This window comes from Kribbella sp. NPDC050281 (assembly GCF_040655855.1).
Taxonomy (GTDB): Bacteria; Actinomycetota; Actinomycetes; order Propionibacteriales; family Kribbellaceae; genus Kribbella.
Genome location: NZ_JBFAKS010000006.1, coordinates 179,844 through 193,367 on the forward strand (window position 1 = coordinate 179,844; position 13,524 = coordinate 193,367).

At 69.0% G+C, this 13,524-nt stretch carries 13 protein-coding genes; 1 reads left to right on the forward strand and 12 read right to left on the reverse strand.

The window, feature by feature from the left end; all coding sequences use genetic code 11:
* Window positions 1–13: 13 nt before the first annotated feature.
* Window positions 14–559, reverse strand: a complete 546-nt coding sequence (locus AB0I34_RS09280; protein WP_360442046.1) for a tRNA 2'-phosphotransferase — start codon at window positions 557–559, stop codon at window positions 14–16.
* Complete coding sequence (locus tag AB0I34_RS09285) at window positions 556–1,398, reverse strand: LysR family transcriptional regulator (RefSeq protein ID WP_360442049.1); 843 nt, start codon at window positions 1,396–1,398, stop codon at window positions 556–558. Before AB0I34_RS09285 ends, AB0I34_RS09280 begins: the two co-directional genes overlap by 4 nt.
* Before the next feature lie 70 nt (window positions 1,399–1,468).
* On the opposite strand from AB0I34_RS09285, the gene AB0I34_RS09290 reads away from it, so the two are divergent.
* Window positions 1,469–1,915: a hypothetical protein gene (locus tag AB0I34_RS09290; protein WP_360442052.1), complete on the forward strand. Its 447-nt coding sequence runs from the start codon at window positions 1,469–1,471 to the stop codon at window positions 1,913–1,915.
* Here AB0I34_RS09290 and AB0I34_RS09295 read toward each other — a convergent pair.
* The 10 genes from AB0I34_RS09295 to AB0I34_RS09340 form a co-directional block, all read right to left on the reverse strand.
* Complete coding sequence (locus AB0I34_RS09295) at window positions 1,901–2,410, reverse strand: NUDIX domain-containing protein (RefSeq protein WP_360442055.1); 510 nt, start codon at window positions 2,408–2,410, stop codon at window positions 1,901–1,903. The two genes, AB0I34_RS09290 and AB0I34_RS09295, sit on opposite strands and share 15 nt — an antisense overlap.
* A 2-nt stretch (window positions 2,411–2,412) precedes the next feature.
* Window positions 2,413–3,267 carry a phosphotransferase gene (locus AB0I34_RS09300; protein WP_360442058.1) on the reverse strand — a complete coding sequence of 285 codons (855 nt, stop codon included), beginning with the start codon at window positions 3,265–3,267 and terminating at the stop codon, window positions 2,413–2,415.
* Window positions 3,268–3,309: 42 nt separating this feature from the next.
* Entirely contained in the window at window positions 3,310–4,293 is a 984-nt protein-coding gene (locus tag AB0I34_RS09305; RefSeq protein WP_360442061.1) for a MazG family protein, read from the reverse strand.
* Between the two features lie 9 nt (window positions 4,294–4,302).
* Window positions 4,303–4,932, reverse strand: a complete 630-nt coding sequence (locus AB0I34_RS09310) for a hypothetical protein (protein ID WP_360442064.1) — start codon at window positions 4,930–4,932, stop codon at window positions 4,303–4,305.
* Between the two features lie 28 nt (window positions 4,933–4,960).
* Entirely contained in the window at window positions 4,961–8,599 is a 3,639-nt protein-coding gene (gene mfd / locus AB0I34_RS09315) for a transcription-repair coupling factor (RefSeq protein WP_360442067.1), read from the reverse strand.
* Window positions 8,596–9,171: an aminoacyl-tRNA hydrolase gene (gene pth, locus AB0I34_RS09320; RefSeq protein WP_360442070.1), complete on the reverse strand. Its 576-nt coding sequence runs from the start codon at window positions 9,169–9,171 to the stop codon at window positions 8,596–8,598. Before pth ends, mfd begins: the two co-directional genes overlap by 4 nt.
* A 42-nt stretch (window positions 9,172–9,213) precedes the next feature.
* Window positions 9,214–9,861 carry a 50S ribosomal protein L25/general stress protein Ctc gene (locus AB0I34_RS09325; RefSeq protein ID WP_360442073.1) on the reverse strand — a complete coding sequence of 216 codons (648 nt, stop codon included), beginning with the start codon at window positions 9,859–9,861 and terminating at the stop codon, window positions 9,214–9,216.
* A gap of 268 nt (window positions 9,862–10,129) precedes the next feature.
* Entirely contained in the window at window positions 10,130–10,891 is a 762-nt protein-coding gene (locus tag AB0I34_RS09330; protein ID WP_360442076.1) for an NAD(P)-binding domain-containing protein, read from the reverse strand.
* A gap of 23 nt (window positions 10,892–10,914) precedes the next feature.
* Window positions 10,915–11,556: a response regulator transcription factor gene (locus tag AB0I34_RS09335; protein WP_131363012.1), complete on the reverse strand. Its 642-nt coding sequence runs from the start codon at window positions 11,554–11,556 to the stop codon at window positions 10,915–10,917.
* Complete coding sequence (locus AB0I34_RS09340; RefSeq protein WP_360442079.1) at window positions 11,544–13,511, reverse strand: histidine kinase; 1,968 nt, start codon at window positions 13,509–13,511, stop codon at window positions 11,544–11,546. Before AB0I34_RS09340 ends, AB0I34_RS09335 begins: the two co-directional genes overlap by 13 nt.
* Window positions 13,512–13,524: the final 13 nt, after the last annotated feature.

Sequence of the window (13,524 nt, forward strand, 5' to 3'; positions counted from 1 at the left end):
ATCGGTCCCGAGCCTAGCCGTCAGACCACCGAGCCCGGTGGACCGCGTCGACCCTAACGATCGCATCCGGCGGTACCTCCCGCGTCAATAACACTCCGTTGGGCGCCCGATAGACCGCCAGATTGCCTGGATCCACGCCCAGCAAGACATCCACGGCCGATCGCCGTCCGACCTGGCTGTCCTTGGACGGCGCGAGATGGACGTGCGTACGTCGCCCCGGCTTGAGGCCCTCGCGCTGGATCGCGGGCAGTGCCTGGCGATTGGTCCCGTGCCAGAGCAGGTGGCCGGGGTGCACCCGTACCCAACTGTTCTCCAAGGCTTCACGTGTCACCGGCATCCCTGCGCGTGAGTGCCCCTGACACGCCCGGATCCGGTCTCCGTCGACCTGCAACCGCTGTTTGTCGTTGTCCCGGACTGCGGCGTCCAGCCGCTCGCGGGTCAAGTGCAGCAGTTCGAGTACGTCGCTGATCGCCACCCAGCCGTCCGCACTCATCGTGAGGCCGCGCTCACCCGCCGTGTGCCTGAGCAGCCGCGAGACCGTCCGGCTGTCCCTGCTCACGACAGCATCCGCTTCAGTTCGTCCACCCTCTCGCTCCGGTCGGGTCGCGTGACGACGTAGTACCGCACCGGTGGCAGATCCTTGACCGGGATCCTCCGGACGGCACCCGTCGTACGGACCGAACCGTTGACGACGGCCGGTCCTATCCCGAGACGCACGAAGTGGACCAGCAGTTCCCACCCTTCTGCCTCGACCGCCACGGACCACCGCAACCCCTGGTCCAGCATGCTCCGCTCCAACTGCTGCCGATGGGGCCGATCTTTCGGCGGTACGACGAGCGCCTCGTCCTGCAGGTCCTTCAACCGGACGCTCCTCCGGCCGGCCAGGCGGTGGTCGGACCGGGTGATCAGGGTCTGTGGGAACTGCTGGAGCAGGTCGCAGTCGAGGTCATCGGGCGGGATCGTGAGCGCGGTGACTCCCACATCGGCGGACCCCTCCCGCACCGCAGCCAAGGTGGCGGCCGCATCGCCGGTGCGCAGTTGCAGCTCGTGGCCTTTGGCAAGGATCCGCCGGATCGGATCGCCGAGCAGGTAGAGGTACGCGCCTGAGCCGGCCATCAGCACGAGTGGGCGCGGAGGTAGGGCGTCGAGCGTCCGCAGGAAGTCGGCGGCCCGGTCGTTCGCCTCGTTCGCGAACGCGGCCAGCCGCTCTCCGGTGTCCGTCAGGTGCAACTGCCGTCCTTGCTTGACGTACAGGGATTTTCCGAGGCGCTGCTCGAGTTTGCGGATGCGGGTGTGGAGCGCCGGCTGGCTGACGTGCAGCTCTTCCGCTGCGCGGGTGAAGTTGCGGTGTCGCGCGAACACCGCGAACGCTGCGAGATCCTCCGCCACCAGAGTCATTGACAAGAACTATAGCTGCTGTGCCGATTGCTAGTTCTGTTGAAGTGCTGCGATGGGCGAGCCTTGAGGCATGAAGAGATTGGGGATTGATATCGGACGGGTGATCATCGATGGATCGTCGGGGTCCGGGGACACATCGTTCTTCTCCGGCGACACCGCGGCGATGCTGCGGACGCCCGCCGTACCGGGTGCGTTCGAGGCGATCGCACGGCTGGTGCCGCTGTTCGACGAGGCCTGGCTGGTCTCGAAGTGCGGGCCGCGGGTGCAGCAGCGGTCGCTGGAATGGTTGCGTCATCACCGCTTCTTCGAGCGGACCGGGATTGCCGACGGCAACGTTCGCTTCTGCCTGCGCCGACCACAGAAGGCGATCCACTGCGCCGACCTCGCCATCACCCACTTCGTCGACGACAAGCGTGACGTGATCGCGGCCATCAAGCCCGTGGTGGCTCACCGCTATCTGTTCAAGAACTGGGTTGCGACCGAGACGGCGATCCGGCGAGACCTAGCCGGCGTCTGAGCTCCTGCGATCGATGGCCAGGTGGCGGAGCTCGGTCGCGTCCTCCATCAGGCAGTCCCGGATCTGTGGCGGCAGGAGATCCACGCCGCCCAGGTCGGCGCGGCGAACCCAGCGGAAACTGTGCGCGAGCTCCACGGTGTCCTGCGGCGCGTCTGCCGAGAGGCCGTCGGGCCAGGCGAACTCGTAGTAGAAGCAGACCTCCTGATGCAGCGTGCCGTTCAGGGTCAGCATGTCCTCGGTGACCAGTCGGAGCTCACCGACGGTCAGCTCGAGCTGCATCTCCTCGCGGAGTTCACGGACCGCCGCGGCCGCCGCAGTCTCGCCGTACGCGACCTTCCCACCGGGCAGGAACCAGCCGTCCAGGTCATCGACTGCGCACAACAGGATCCGGTCGCGATTCCGCACGATCGCCCCGGCCCGCAGCTTGAAGTTGCCGTCCGGACCCACGCAAGCGATGTCCTCCGGCTGCCCTGCCCAGCCAACCTCGTGTTCCACAGTCAGTGCTCCTCGGAGGCGAAGGCGCGGCGGGCGTCGGCGAGACCCTTGCGGTTCTCGGCTGGCTCGGCGATGCCGGTACGGACGTCGGTCGAACACCGCCAGGCGAAGTACCCGGCCTGGACGGCCCATCGGAGCCGGAGGAACGCTGTGAGGCCGGTCTCGACCTCGTCGGCAGACTCCGGCCGCTGCTCGAGATACGCGGGTACGACGTGGTCCGGGGTACCGGAGTACATGACCGCCGACGCCACGTCGTACAGCACTGGCCCATGCATCGCGCCACCCCAGTCGATCAACGCGACCTCACCATCGGGCTGCCGCAGGAACGCCTCAGCCGCCGGATCCCCGTGCAACCCGGCCCAGGACAGGCCGTCGAGCGCCTGCACACCCTCAATCGCGCCCTGAACCGCCGGCCGGATCCACGCTTCCAAATCCAAGTACTCATCGAACTGCGTCAGCAGGTGAAGCCAATCCACCAACTCCCCAGGCGGCGTCGCCGACACACCATGCACCCGCCCGAGCAACTCGCCGACCGCACGCTGATCCTCAACACTCCCCGCCAGCGGCCGGCCGTCAACAAACTCCAGCACCCCCACCAGCCGGTCCCCCACGCGCTCGGCCACCCGGCCCGCCTGACTAGCCACTGGCCGCCCAGTCACCACTCCCGCATCCCCAAGCCGCGCCGCCAACTCCAGCCCAGGCACGAACGCGCCATCCCCCACGTCCACGGACTTCACCACCACCCGCCAGCCGTCCGCAGCAGCCAGCCACACAGCGGAGTTCATCCCGCCGGTCAGTTCCTCCACCTGTGTGGGCTTGAGATCCCACCGCTCCAGCAACACCCCGGCGACATCCACCGGCCCACCCTGTCAGCCCACGCACTGGGCCGCACCGGGTTTTCAGTCGGTGGATTCGGCCGCGCGGATCTCGCCGGCCAGGTCGTGAGCGGTGCCGCGCAGTGCCTGTTCCGCGTCGATCCCCAGGCTGCGAGCTTCACGGACTAGCTCCAGAAGCTCTTGTCCGATGCGATCCGCCTCATCAGCGGGCTCAGCCGTCGTCACGTCCGGAAGGACCTTGGCGGCGCGGCCGAGGATTTTGTCGGCCAGGGCCAGGGCCGGGAGGGCGAGTGGGATTCCTTCCAGGACGGAGGAGCGCTGCTTCTCTGCGGCTTTGATGGTTTCCCAGTTGGCCTCGACAGCGGCGGCGTCGGCCGCGTCCACCGTGCCGAAGACGTGGGGGTGCCGGCGGACGAGTTTCTCGACGATGTCCCCGGAGACGTCGTCGATCGAGAATCCGTCGTCGGAACTGTCTTCCTCGGCGATGCGGGAGTGGAAGGCTACCTGTAGCAACAGGTCGCCCAGTTCTTCGCGGAGGTGGGGGCGGTTGCCGGTGTCGATGGCTTCGAGGGTTTCGTAGGTTTCCTCGAGGAGGTACTTCGCCAAGGTCTCGTGGGTTTGCTCCTGGTCCCACGGGCAGTTGCGGCGGAGGCGGTCCATGACGCGGACGAGGTCGATGAGTCGCGCGCCGGGTACGTCGTACGAGCCGTGCAGGATCTCCACGTCGTACGGCGGCCGCGGCTCCCGGCTGACCTGGTCGGCTACCACGCGGAGCAGCCCGGGTTCGCCGTCCTCACCGACGAGCCAGGCGACCTGACGGCCTGAGGCGGCCGCGGCTGACAGCCAGGTCCAGGCCTCGGTGAACCCGCTTTCGACCTGGGTGACGACCAGTCCGGAGCCGACCACTGCCTGGACATCAGGGCGTGACGGACCACCCGAGGCGCCGATCTCGTCGGCGTCGCCCAGCACCTGCCAGGCGGCACGAGTCAGCAGGCCCGGCGCCACCCGAGGGCTGGTGAGGACCACCTTGATCCCACCAGTGCTCATGCGGGAGCCTCAGCCCTGGCCCTGCTGCTGTTGCTGCTGCTGTTCCTGGGCCTGGCGCTTGGCCTTGGCCTGGTCGGACTCCTCGGACAGCGAGCCGGAGACCTTGCCGTCGATGGCGCCGTCGGTCCACTGGCCGAACCGCGGCGCGATGCTGACGTCGATGTTCTTCGACGCGTCCTTGACGACCGCGATGCCGTTCTGCTGCTTCTGCTGCGCCTGCGGGTCGTTCACGCCGGAGCCGCCGCCGAGCTTGATGGTCGCGACCGCCGCCTCCGCGACACCGTTCAGGAAGTCGCGCGACACCGGATTCGCCTGGAACTTCTGGAACGCCGCCTCGTCGCCGACCACGAGCTTCGCGGCCTCGGCGGTCTCCGCGTCGCTGACCGAGATCGACTTCTCTTCGCTGACCTTGGACACCAGCACCGAGTTGACCATCTCGCTCAGCGTGACACCGGCAGTGAAGTCCTGACCGAGAGCATTGGTGACCGCGCGCGAGGTCTCGTCGACGTCGCCGATGCTGATCTCGGTCCCGCCGACCACGGCCGCCGCGCCCGGGTGCGTTCCCGCCGCGCAGCCGCCGGCCAGCAGCACCATGGCCGCTGCCACACCGATCGCCCCAAGCCGTCGAGATGTGCTCACCGAATCTCCTCGTGTCTTCCGTCCAGGTTCACGCCGGCACCCCGATCGGTTCGGCGATCACGTCATCGATCAACCGGGTGCACCACTGCAGCAACTCCTGGTCACGGAGCGGCTGACCGGCGACCGGCCGGGTGGCAGGTCTCGGCACCAGGATCGTACGCAGTTGCGGCTTCACCAGACTCTTCGGGTACAGCCTGTTCAGCCGCAGCACCTTCGAATCGGGCAGCTCGACGGGTCCGAACCGGATCAGATTCCCCTGCAGGGTGACGTCGTGCAGCCCCGCCCGGCGGGCATGGTTGCGGAACTTCGCCACCTCGACCAGGTTCAGCACCGGCTGCGGGATGTCGCCGTACCGGTCGTGCAACTCCTCGACCAGCTCGGCGATGCCCTCGTCGTCGCGGACCGCGGCCAGCCGCTGGTACATCTCCAGGCGCAGCCGCTGCGACGGGATGTAGTCGTGCGGCAGATGCGCGTCGATCGGCAGCTCGATCTTGACCTCGGGCTCCTCGACCTGGGTGTCGCCGCGGTACTCCGCGACCGCCTCGCCGACCAGCCGGACGTAGAGATCGAAGCCGACGTCGGCGATGTGCCCGGACTGCTCGCCGCCGAGCAGGTTGCCGGCGCCGCGGATCTCCAGGTCCTTCATCGCGACCGCCATCCCACCGCCCAGATCGGCGTGCTGCGCGATCGTGGCCAGCCGGTCGTGCGCGGTCTCGGTCAGCGGCTTCTCCGGCGGGAAGAAGAAGTACGCGTAGGCGCGTTCCCGGCCACGGCCGACCCGGCCGCGGAGCTGGTGCAGCTGGGACAGGCCGAGCAGATCGGACCGCTCCACGATCATCGTGTTCGCGTTCGAGATGTCGATCCCGGACTCGACGATCGTCGTACAGACGATCACGTCGGACTGCTTCTCCCAGAAGCCCTGGATCACGTTCTCGAGCGTGTGCTCGTTCATCTGGCCGTGGGCCACCGAAACCCGGGCCTCAGGGACCAGCTGGCGGATCCGGGCGGCCGCCTTCTCGATCGTGTTGACCCGGTTGTGGACGACGAAGACCTGGCCCTCGCGGAGCAGCTCGCGCCGGATCGCGGCGGTCACCTGGCCCTCTTCGTACGCGCCGACGAAGGTCAGCACCGGGTGCCGCTCCTCCGGCGGCGTCGCGATCGTGGACATCTCGCGGATACCGGTGATCGACATCTCCAGGGTCCGCGGGATCGGCGTCGCGGACATCGTCAGTACGTCGACCGCGGTCCGCAGCCGCTTCAGCTGTTCCTTGTGCTCGACGCCGAAGCGCTGCTCCTCGTCGACGACGACGAGCCCGAGGTCCTTGAACTGCACCTCGCCGGACAGCAGCCGGTGTGTACCGATCACGACGTCGATGGTCCCGTCGGCCAGCCCGTCGATCGCGGCCTTGGCCTCCTTGTCGGTCTGGAACCGCGACAGCGGCGCCACATTGACCGGGAAGGCGGCGTACCGCTCGGCGAAAGTCGCATAGTGTTGCTGCACCAGCAGCGTCGTCGGAACCAATATGGCGACCTGCTTGCCGTCCTGCACCGCCTTGAAGGCAGCGCGTACGGCGATCTCGGTCTTGCCGTAACCGACGTCGCCACACACGATCCGGTCCATCGGCGTGATGCGTTCCATGTCGTGCTTCACGTCGTCGATCGTGGCCAGCTGATCCGGCGTCTCCACGAACGGGAACGCGTCCTCGAGCTCGCGCTGCCACGGGGTGTCCTTGGCGAACGCGTGGCCCTTGGTCGCCTGGCGGGCGGCGTACAGCTTGATCAGCTCGCCGGCGATCTGCCGGACCGCCTTGCGCGCACGGCCCTTGCGCTTGGCCCAGTCGCCGCCGCCCATCTTGTCCAGCGACGGCTGCTCGCCGCCGACGTACCGGGTGACCTGGTCGAGCTGGTCGGTCGGCACGTACAGCCGGTCGCCGGGCTGGCCGCGCTTGCTCGGCGCGAACTCGATCACGACGTACTCGCGGGTGGCCCGCTGGGCACCGGTGCCGACGGTCCGCTGCATCATCTCGACGTACCGGCCGACGCCGTGCTGCTCGTGCACGACATAGTCGCCGGGCTGCAGCTCCAGCGGATCGATCGTCTTCTTCCGGCGCGAAGGCATCCGTTGCTGCGAACGCCGTTCGGCCGCCGAGCGCTGACCGGCCAGGTCGTTCTCGGTGAGTACGGCGAACTTGATGCCCTCGGCGATGAATCCGTGGTCCAGCTGGCCCTGCGAGATCAGGACGACGCCCGGCGCCGGGATCTCGTCGATGCCCTCGACCGCGCGAGCCGGCAGCTCGGCCTCGGAGAAGACCTCGGCCAGGCGCTGCGCGGGGCCGTGGCCCTCGGTGACGCAGACGACGCGCCAGCCGTCGCGCAACCAGCCACGGACGTCCTCGACCGCGGCCGCCGTCTCACCGCGGTACGGGTCGACCTCGTGCGCCGCGATCACCCGGCTCCGGACCGCGCCGGCGTTCGGGTCGATGTCGAACGAGATCCGCTCGCCCATCGAGTCGCGCAGCTCCGGCGCGTCGGTCGGGGCCGCTGCGAACGGCGACAGGCTCCACCAGGCCAGGCCCTTGCCCAGCGCGTGCTCCCGGACGTCGCCGAGCGCCATGTACGCCGCCGCGCCCAGGTCGATCGGGGCCTCGCCACCGCCGGCAGCGGCCGCCCACGACGCCTCCAAGAACTCCTGGCTGGTCGCGACCAGGTCGTGCGCCCGAGCCCGCACGCGCTCCGGGTCGCTGACCACGACGTGCGTCCCGGCCGGCATCAGGTCGACCAGCAACTCCATGTCGTCGACCAGTACGGGCGCCAGTGACTCCATGCCCTCGACGGCATGCCCTTCGGCCAGCTTCTCGAACAGCTCGGCCAGCTCCGGGTGCTCCTTCGCCAGTACGGCGGCCCGGGCGCGGACCTCGTCGGTCAGCAGCAACTCACGGCACGGAGGAGCCCACAGGCCGTGCTCGGCGATCTCCAGCGACCGCTGGTCGGCGACCGCGAAGTACCGGATCTCCTCGATGTCGTCGCCGAAGAAGTCGACCCGCAGCGGGTGCTCCTCCGTCGGCGGGAAGACGTCGATGATGCCGCCGCGGACCGCGAACTCGCCACGCCGCTCGACCAGGTCCACCCGGTGGTACGCCGCCCCGGCCAGCTGCTCGACGACATCCTCGAGCTCGACCGAGTCGCCGACGTGCAACTGCACCGGCTTCAGGTCGGCCAGACCGGCCACCTGCGGCTGCAGCACCGACCGCACCGGCGCGACCAGGATCTTGATCGGCCCGGTCGTCTCGTCCGACGGGTCCGGGTGCGCCAGCCGGCGCAGAACGGCCAGCCGACGGCCGACCGTGTCCGACCGGGGCGAGAGCCGTTCGTGCGGGAGGGTCTCCCAGGCCGGGTAGTAGGCGACCGTGCCGGGCTCGACCAGGCACTGCAGTGCCTCGGTGAGCTCTTCCGCCTCGCGGAACGTCGCGGTGACCGCGAGCACCGGGCGATCGGCGCCCTTCTGCTCGGATGCGATCGCGGCCAGCAGGACCGGGCGGATCGGCCCCGGTGCGCTCAGGTCAAGAGTCGTGACGCCGTCCGGCTGGGTGGAACTCCGGGCATCACGAACGGCCTGGGCCACCACCGGATCGGTGATCAGGGTGTCAACCAGACCGCTCAGCTTCACGAGTTGTACTTCCCTTGAGTGACATCGAGGCCGTCGGTGAGCAGCGACTCGACCGCGTCCGCGGTCCGGTCGACCGCGAAGGGGAGGTCCTTGCGTTCGGTCGAGGAGAACTCGTTCAGGACGAAGTCGGCGGGGTTCTGCCGGCCCGGCGGACGACCCACACCGAACCGGACTCGATAGTACTCACCGGTGCCAAGCGATTTCCGGATCGACTTCAGCCCGTTGTGCCCGTTGTCCCCGCCGCCGAACTTGCAGCGCAGTACGCCGAAGTCGATGTCCAGCTCGTCGTGGACCACGACCAGGTTGGCGGGCTCGACCTTGAAGAACTTCAGCAGCCCGGACACCGGCCCACCGGACTCGTTCATGTACGAGCGGGGCCTGGCCAGCACTGTCCGGATCCCGCTGATCCGGGTCTCGATCACCTCGGACTTGACCTGCTTGTGCTGCTTCCACTTGCCGCCGGTCCGGGCGGCCAGCTCATCGGCCACCAGATGACCGATGTTGTGCCGGGTGCGCGCATAGGAAGGGCCGGGATTCCCCAGTCCGACGACCAACCACACGTCGTCCGCCACGGATCCCGGCCCTCCTGATGTCGCTGTGTGCTGTGCTGGAGATTACTCCGCGGCAGCGGCGACCGGCTCTTCGGCCGGGGCCTCCGGCTCGTCCCGCTCGATGCCGGCCTCGGCCTCGGCGTCGGCCAGCTCGGCGTCGACCTGCTCGGCGGTCTGCGCCTGGGTGATGTTCACGATCAGGGTGTCGGGCTCGATCGCCAGCGTCGTACCGGCCGGCAGCGGCAGGTCGGAGGCGTGGATCTGGGCGCCGACGTCGAGGCCCTCGATCGAGACGGTGACCCCGTCGGGGATGTGGGTCGCCTCGGCCTCGACCAGCACGCTCGGCTGCTCCAGCACGACCAGCGTGTCGCTGACGGCCTCGCCCTCGAGGTGGACGGCGATGTCGACCTGGACCTTCTCACCGCGCCGGACCATGACCAGGTCGACGTGCTCGATGAAGCCCTTGATCGGGTCGCGCTGAACCTGCTTCGGCAGCGCCAGGTGGCTCTCGCCACCGGCGACCTCGATCAGCAGCAGGGCGTTGGCGGTCTTCAGGGCCAGCATGGTGTCGTGACCGGGCAGCGTGATGTGCACCGGGTCACTGCCGTGGCCGTACAGGACGGCGGGAACCTTGTTGTCCCGGCGGATTCGGCGGGCAGCACCCTTGCCGAACTCCGTGCGCGCTTCGGCTTGGATCTTGACCTCGGCCACGAGATGAACTCCTCAGATGCGTTGCGGTGATCAGTTGACTAGGTGGAACTCGGCTGCGGCCTCAGCGGGCGCTTTGTGACCCCGGAGAAGGCGTCAGGCAACGAACCACCGCGTCGATCACGGAGCCGCGCCCAACAGTTCTCGGGGGGCGTCCCTCGCCGAGGCAACCAAAACAGTCTACCCACCACTCCGCCCAGACGGGAAATCCGTTCCCCCAGGCACTTTGCTCCCGCTCCGCCACCACTCCCCGTGACCCTTTTCCGAACGCTCAGGTGAGCTTGGTCCAGACCTGACGGAGCGCTCGGGCCGCATCGCCTTCGAGGCCGGCGGCGTCCAGCGTGGCAGCGAGTTCGTCGAACTCCGGTCCCCAGCGCCAGGCGACGCTCCGCAACTGCTCCGGCAGCCCGGGATCCTTCAGTGATCCCGCGTCCGCGCGGACCTGCTGCGCAGTCAACGCCTCCGTGACACCGTGCTTCTCGGCCAACTGGAAGGCCAGCACCGCGAGCGCCGCCTTGCCCTTGTTGTAGAGGGCGTACGACGACTTGGCCGCGCTGGCCGCGCCCGGCTCCGCACCGACCACCATCGCGCTGACCGCAGTGCCGGCCCACAGCCCGGCCGCTTGATCAGCAGCAGCACCGGACAGCATCAGATGTGTCGGACTCGGTCCACCGGTCGGCGGTGGGCCAACCACACCGGCGTCCACGAACGTCGCCTCCGGTACGGCGGACTGCGCCTCACGCAGTGACATCGGGGACAGCGGGTTCGCCTCGATGTACAGGCCGCCGAAGCCCGCGCTGCCGACCTGCTTGGCGATGTCCACCGCGCCTTGAGGAGCGCACGAGCACAGCACCGCTTCGGCCTCACGCACCGCATCGGCGAACGGCGTACCGATCAGGCCGGCCTCCGCGGCGCGCGCAGCGGAGGCCTCGCTCCGTCCCTCCGGCACCCAGTGCACCTCGTGCCCGGCGGCGACCAGTTGGGCCGCGAGCTTCGAGCCCATCGCACCGGGATGGAAGACAGCGATTCGCATGGGCCAGTCCTCTGGGAGAGCGGTCAGTGCCCACCAAGATAGGCCAGTACGGCGAGCACCCGGCGGTGCTGTTCGTCGTTCGTGATCAGCCCGAGCTTCGCCATGATGCTGCCGATGTGCGTCTCGACGGTCCGCTCGGTCAGGAACAGGCGGCGACCGATACCGACGTTGGTGCACCCCTCGGCCATCAACGCGAGCACCTCACGCTCACGCGGGGTCAACGGCGCCAGCCGATCGTCGGCGCGCTGGCGCCCGATCAACCGGGCAACCACCTCGGGGTCGAGCGCCGATCCGCCTGACGCGACCCGATCCAGCGCGTCGAGGAACTGGTCCACCGCGAGCACACGGTCCTTCAGCAGGTAGCCGAAGCGGCCCGTCGCGACGAGCTCGACCGAGTGCCGGGTCTCGACATGCTGGGACAGCAGGACGATGCCCAGCTCGGGGTTCTGCATCCGGAGCCGGCGGGCGGCGCGGGCGCCGTCGTCGGTGTGGTCCGGCGGCATCCGGATGTCGATCACCGCGAGGTCCGGCGTCGTCTCGGCGACTGTGGTCAGCAGACTGGGCGCGTCCACGGCCAGACCGGCGATCTCGTGCCCGGCGTCGGCCAGCAACCGTGCCAGCCCCTCGCGGAACAACGCCGAGTCCTCCCCGATCACGATCCGCATGGCAGCACCGCTTCAACCGTCGTGCCGCTGCCGACCGGACTCCGCAGCTCCAGCGACCCACCCACGGCCGCGACCCGATCGAGTAGCCCACTCAGGCCCGACCCCGGCCGAGGCGCCGCTCCGCCACACCCGTTGTCCTCGATCCGCACCCGCACCTCACCCGTCGACCGCGCCACCCGGACCGCGATCGACGTCGCGTTCGCGTACTTCGCGGCGTTCGTCACCGCTTCCGCCGCCACGAAGTACGCCGTGGTAGCCAACTCCTCGGGCAGATCGGGCGGGATCTGCAGACGGACCGGGATCGGGAGCGATTGCGTGATCGCGCTCAACGCCGCGTGCAATCCGTCGTCGAGGCTCCCCGGACGCAGCCCGTGCGCGATCTGCCGCAGCTCGGCGACCGCAGTGGTCAGCTCCGCGACTCCCTGATCGAGTAGCCCGTCGACATCGACGGATCCGTCGTCCAAATGCCGCTGCGCCAGCCGCAGCGCCATACCCAGCGACACCAGCCGCTGCTGCGCCCCGTCGTGCAGATCCCGCTCGAGCCGCCGCCGCTCAGCATCCCCCGCCTGCACCAGACGCGCCCGGCTCGCCGCGACCTCACGCAACGCACCAGCCAGCTCGGCCCGCAACCGCGTCACCTCGACCAGGCTGGCCGCCCCAGCCGCCACAGCCTTCAGTACGGCGGGACTGGTCGCGTTGGACGCCAGTACGCCGATCTGCTCACCACCCAGCGTCACCGGTACCAGCTGTGGTCCGCTGACCGGCGTACCGGCCGCATCGACGAAGCCGGACGCGCCCGGGACGAGCAAACCCACCCGCAGCGCCGGATCGCGCAGCGCGGTGCGCAGTGCGGACTCCAGCTCCTCCGGTTGCGCTTGCTCGGTGTGAATCCGCCGCTGCAGATCCTCGATCGCCAGCAGGGCAGCACGACGCGGCGGGTAGAGCCGCCGGTCCACCGAGCGCTGCAGGCGAGAGCGCAGCGGAGCCAGCACCAACGCACACAGCGCTGTGGCAGCTGCCGCCACGACGGCCGAGTCCCGACCAAGCACGAGCCCAAGGGACACGGCGGCGACGGCATAGGTGCCCAGCAGGACCACCATGACGATCCCGTACGTGACGGTGTCGGCCAGCACCCGGTCGACGTCGTACAGGTCGTGGCGGAGCATCGCCACCGCGACCGACGCCGGGAGGCTCACCAGCGCGATCAGGCCGAAGACGGTCGCGACGATGCCGGTGTGTCCGGTGACGACGATCTCGGCTCCGCAGACCACCGGGTAGAGCACAGCGGCCAGTCCGGCGAGTGACAGCCACTTGAGCTGCGCACGCTCCTTGCCGGTCGACCGGCGGGCTCGGATCAGCACCGCGACCGCCGCGGCCAGGCACACGGCCAGGAAGCCGAAGAACACCACGTCGCTGACGATCCGCAGTACTCCGGACAACGGTTCGTACGGCCGGGGCAGGTCCTGAAGAGGTGGCAGGAAGGGCTCTGGGGCGAAGACACCGAAAGCCTGTTGTGCCACACCGAGCAGCAGCAGAGCCGGCGCGACCGGTCTCCACCGGCGACTCACCATCTGACCGGTCGGGAAGTAGAGCAACAGGCACGCAACCGCGACCAGCAGCCACCAGCCGCTCTCCTCGAGCCAGGCCACGACCCGACTGTCCAACGGCAGCCGACCGGGATCGTGGACCACGGCGTTGTAGTAGACATCGCGTCCCGTCAGGAAGACCGCGATCACACCCATCCAGCCGAGGATCGCCCCGACCGAGTTGACCGGCTCACGCCGGCTGACGACGAGCCCGAGTACGGCGATCGCGGTACCGATCGCGGCCAGGCCGACGAAGTTCCGGACCGTGTGCGGACCGGTGCGGTACGCGATCAGCAGCCAGAAGCTCCCCGCGACCATCGCCAGGACGAGCAGGAAGGTACCGAGCGCGACCCATCGCGGCCACCGCATGTCGTCAGAGTAA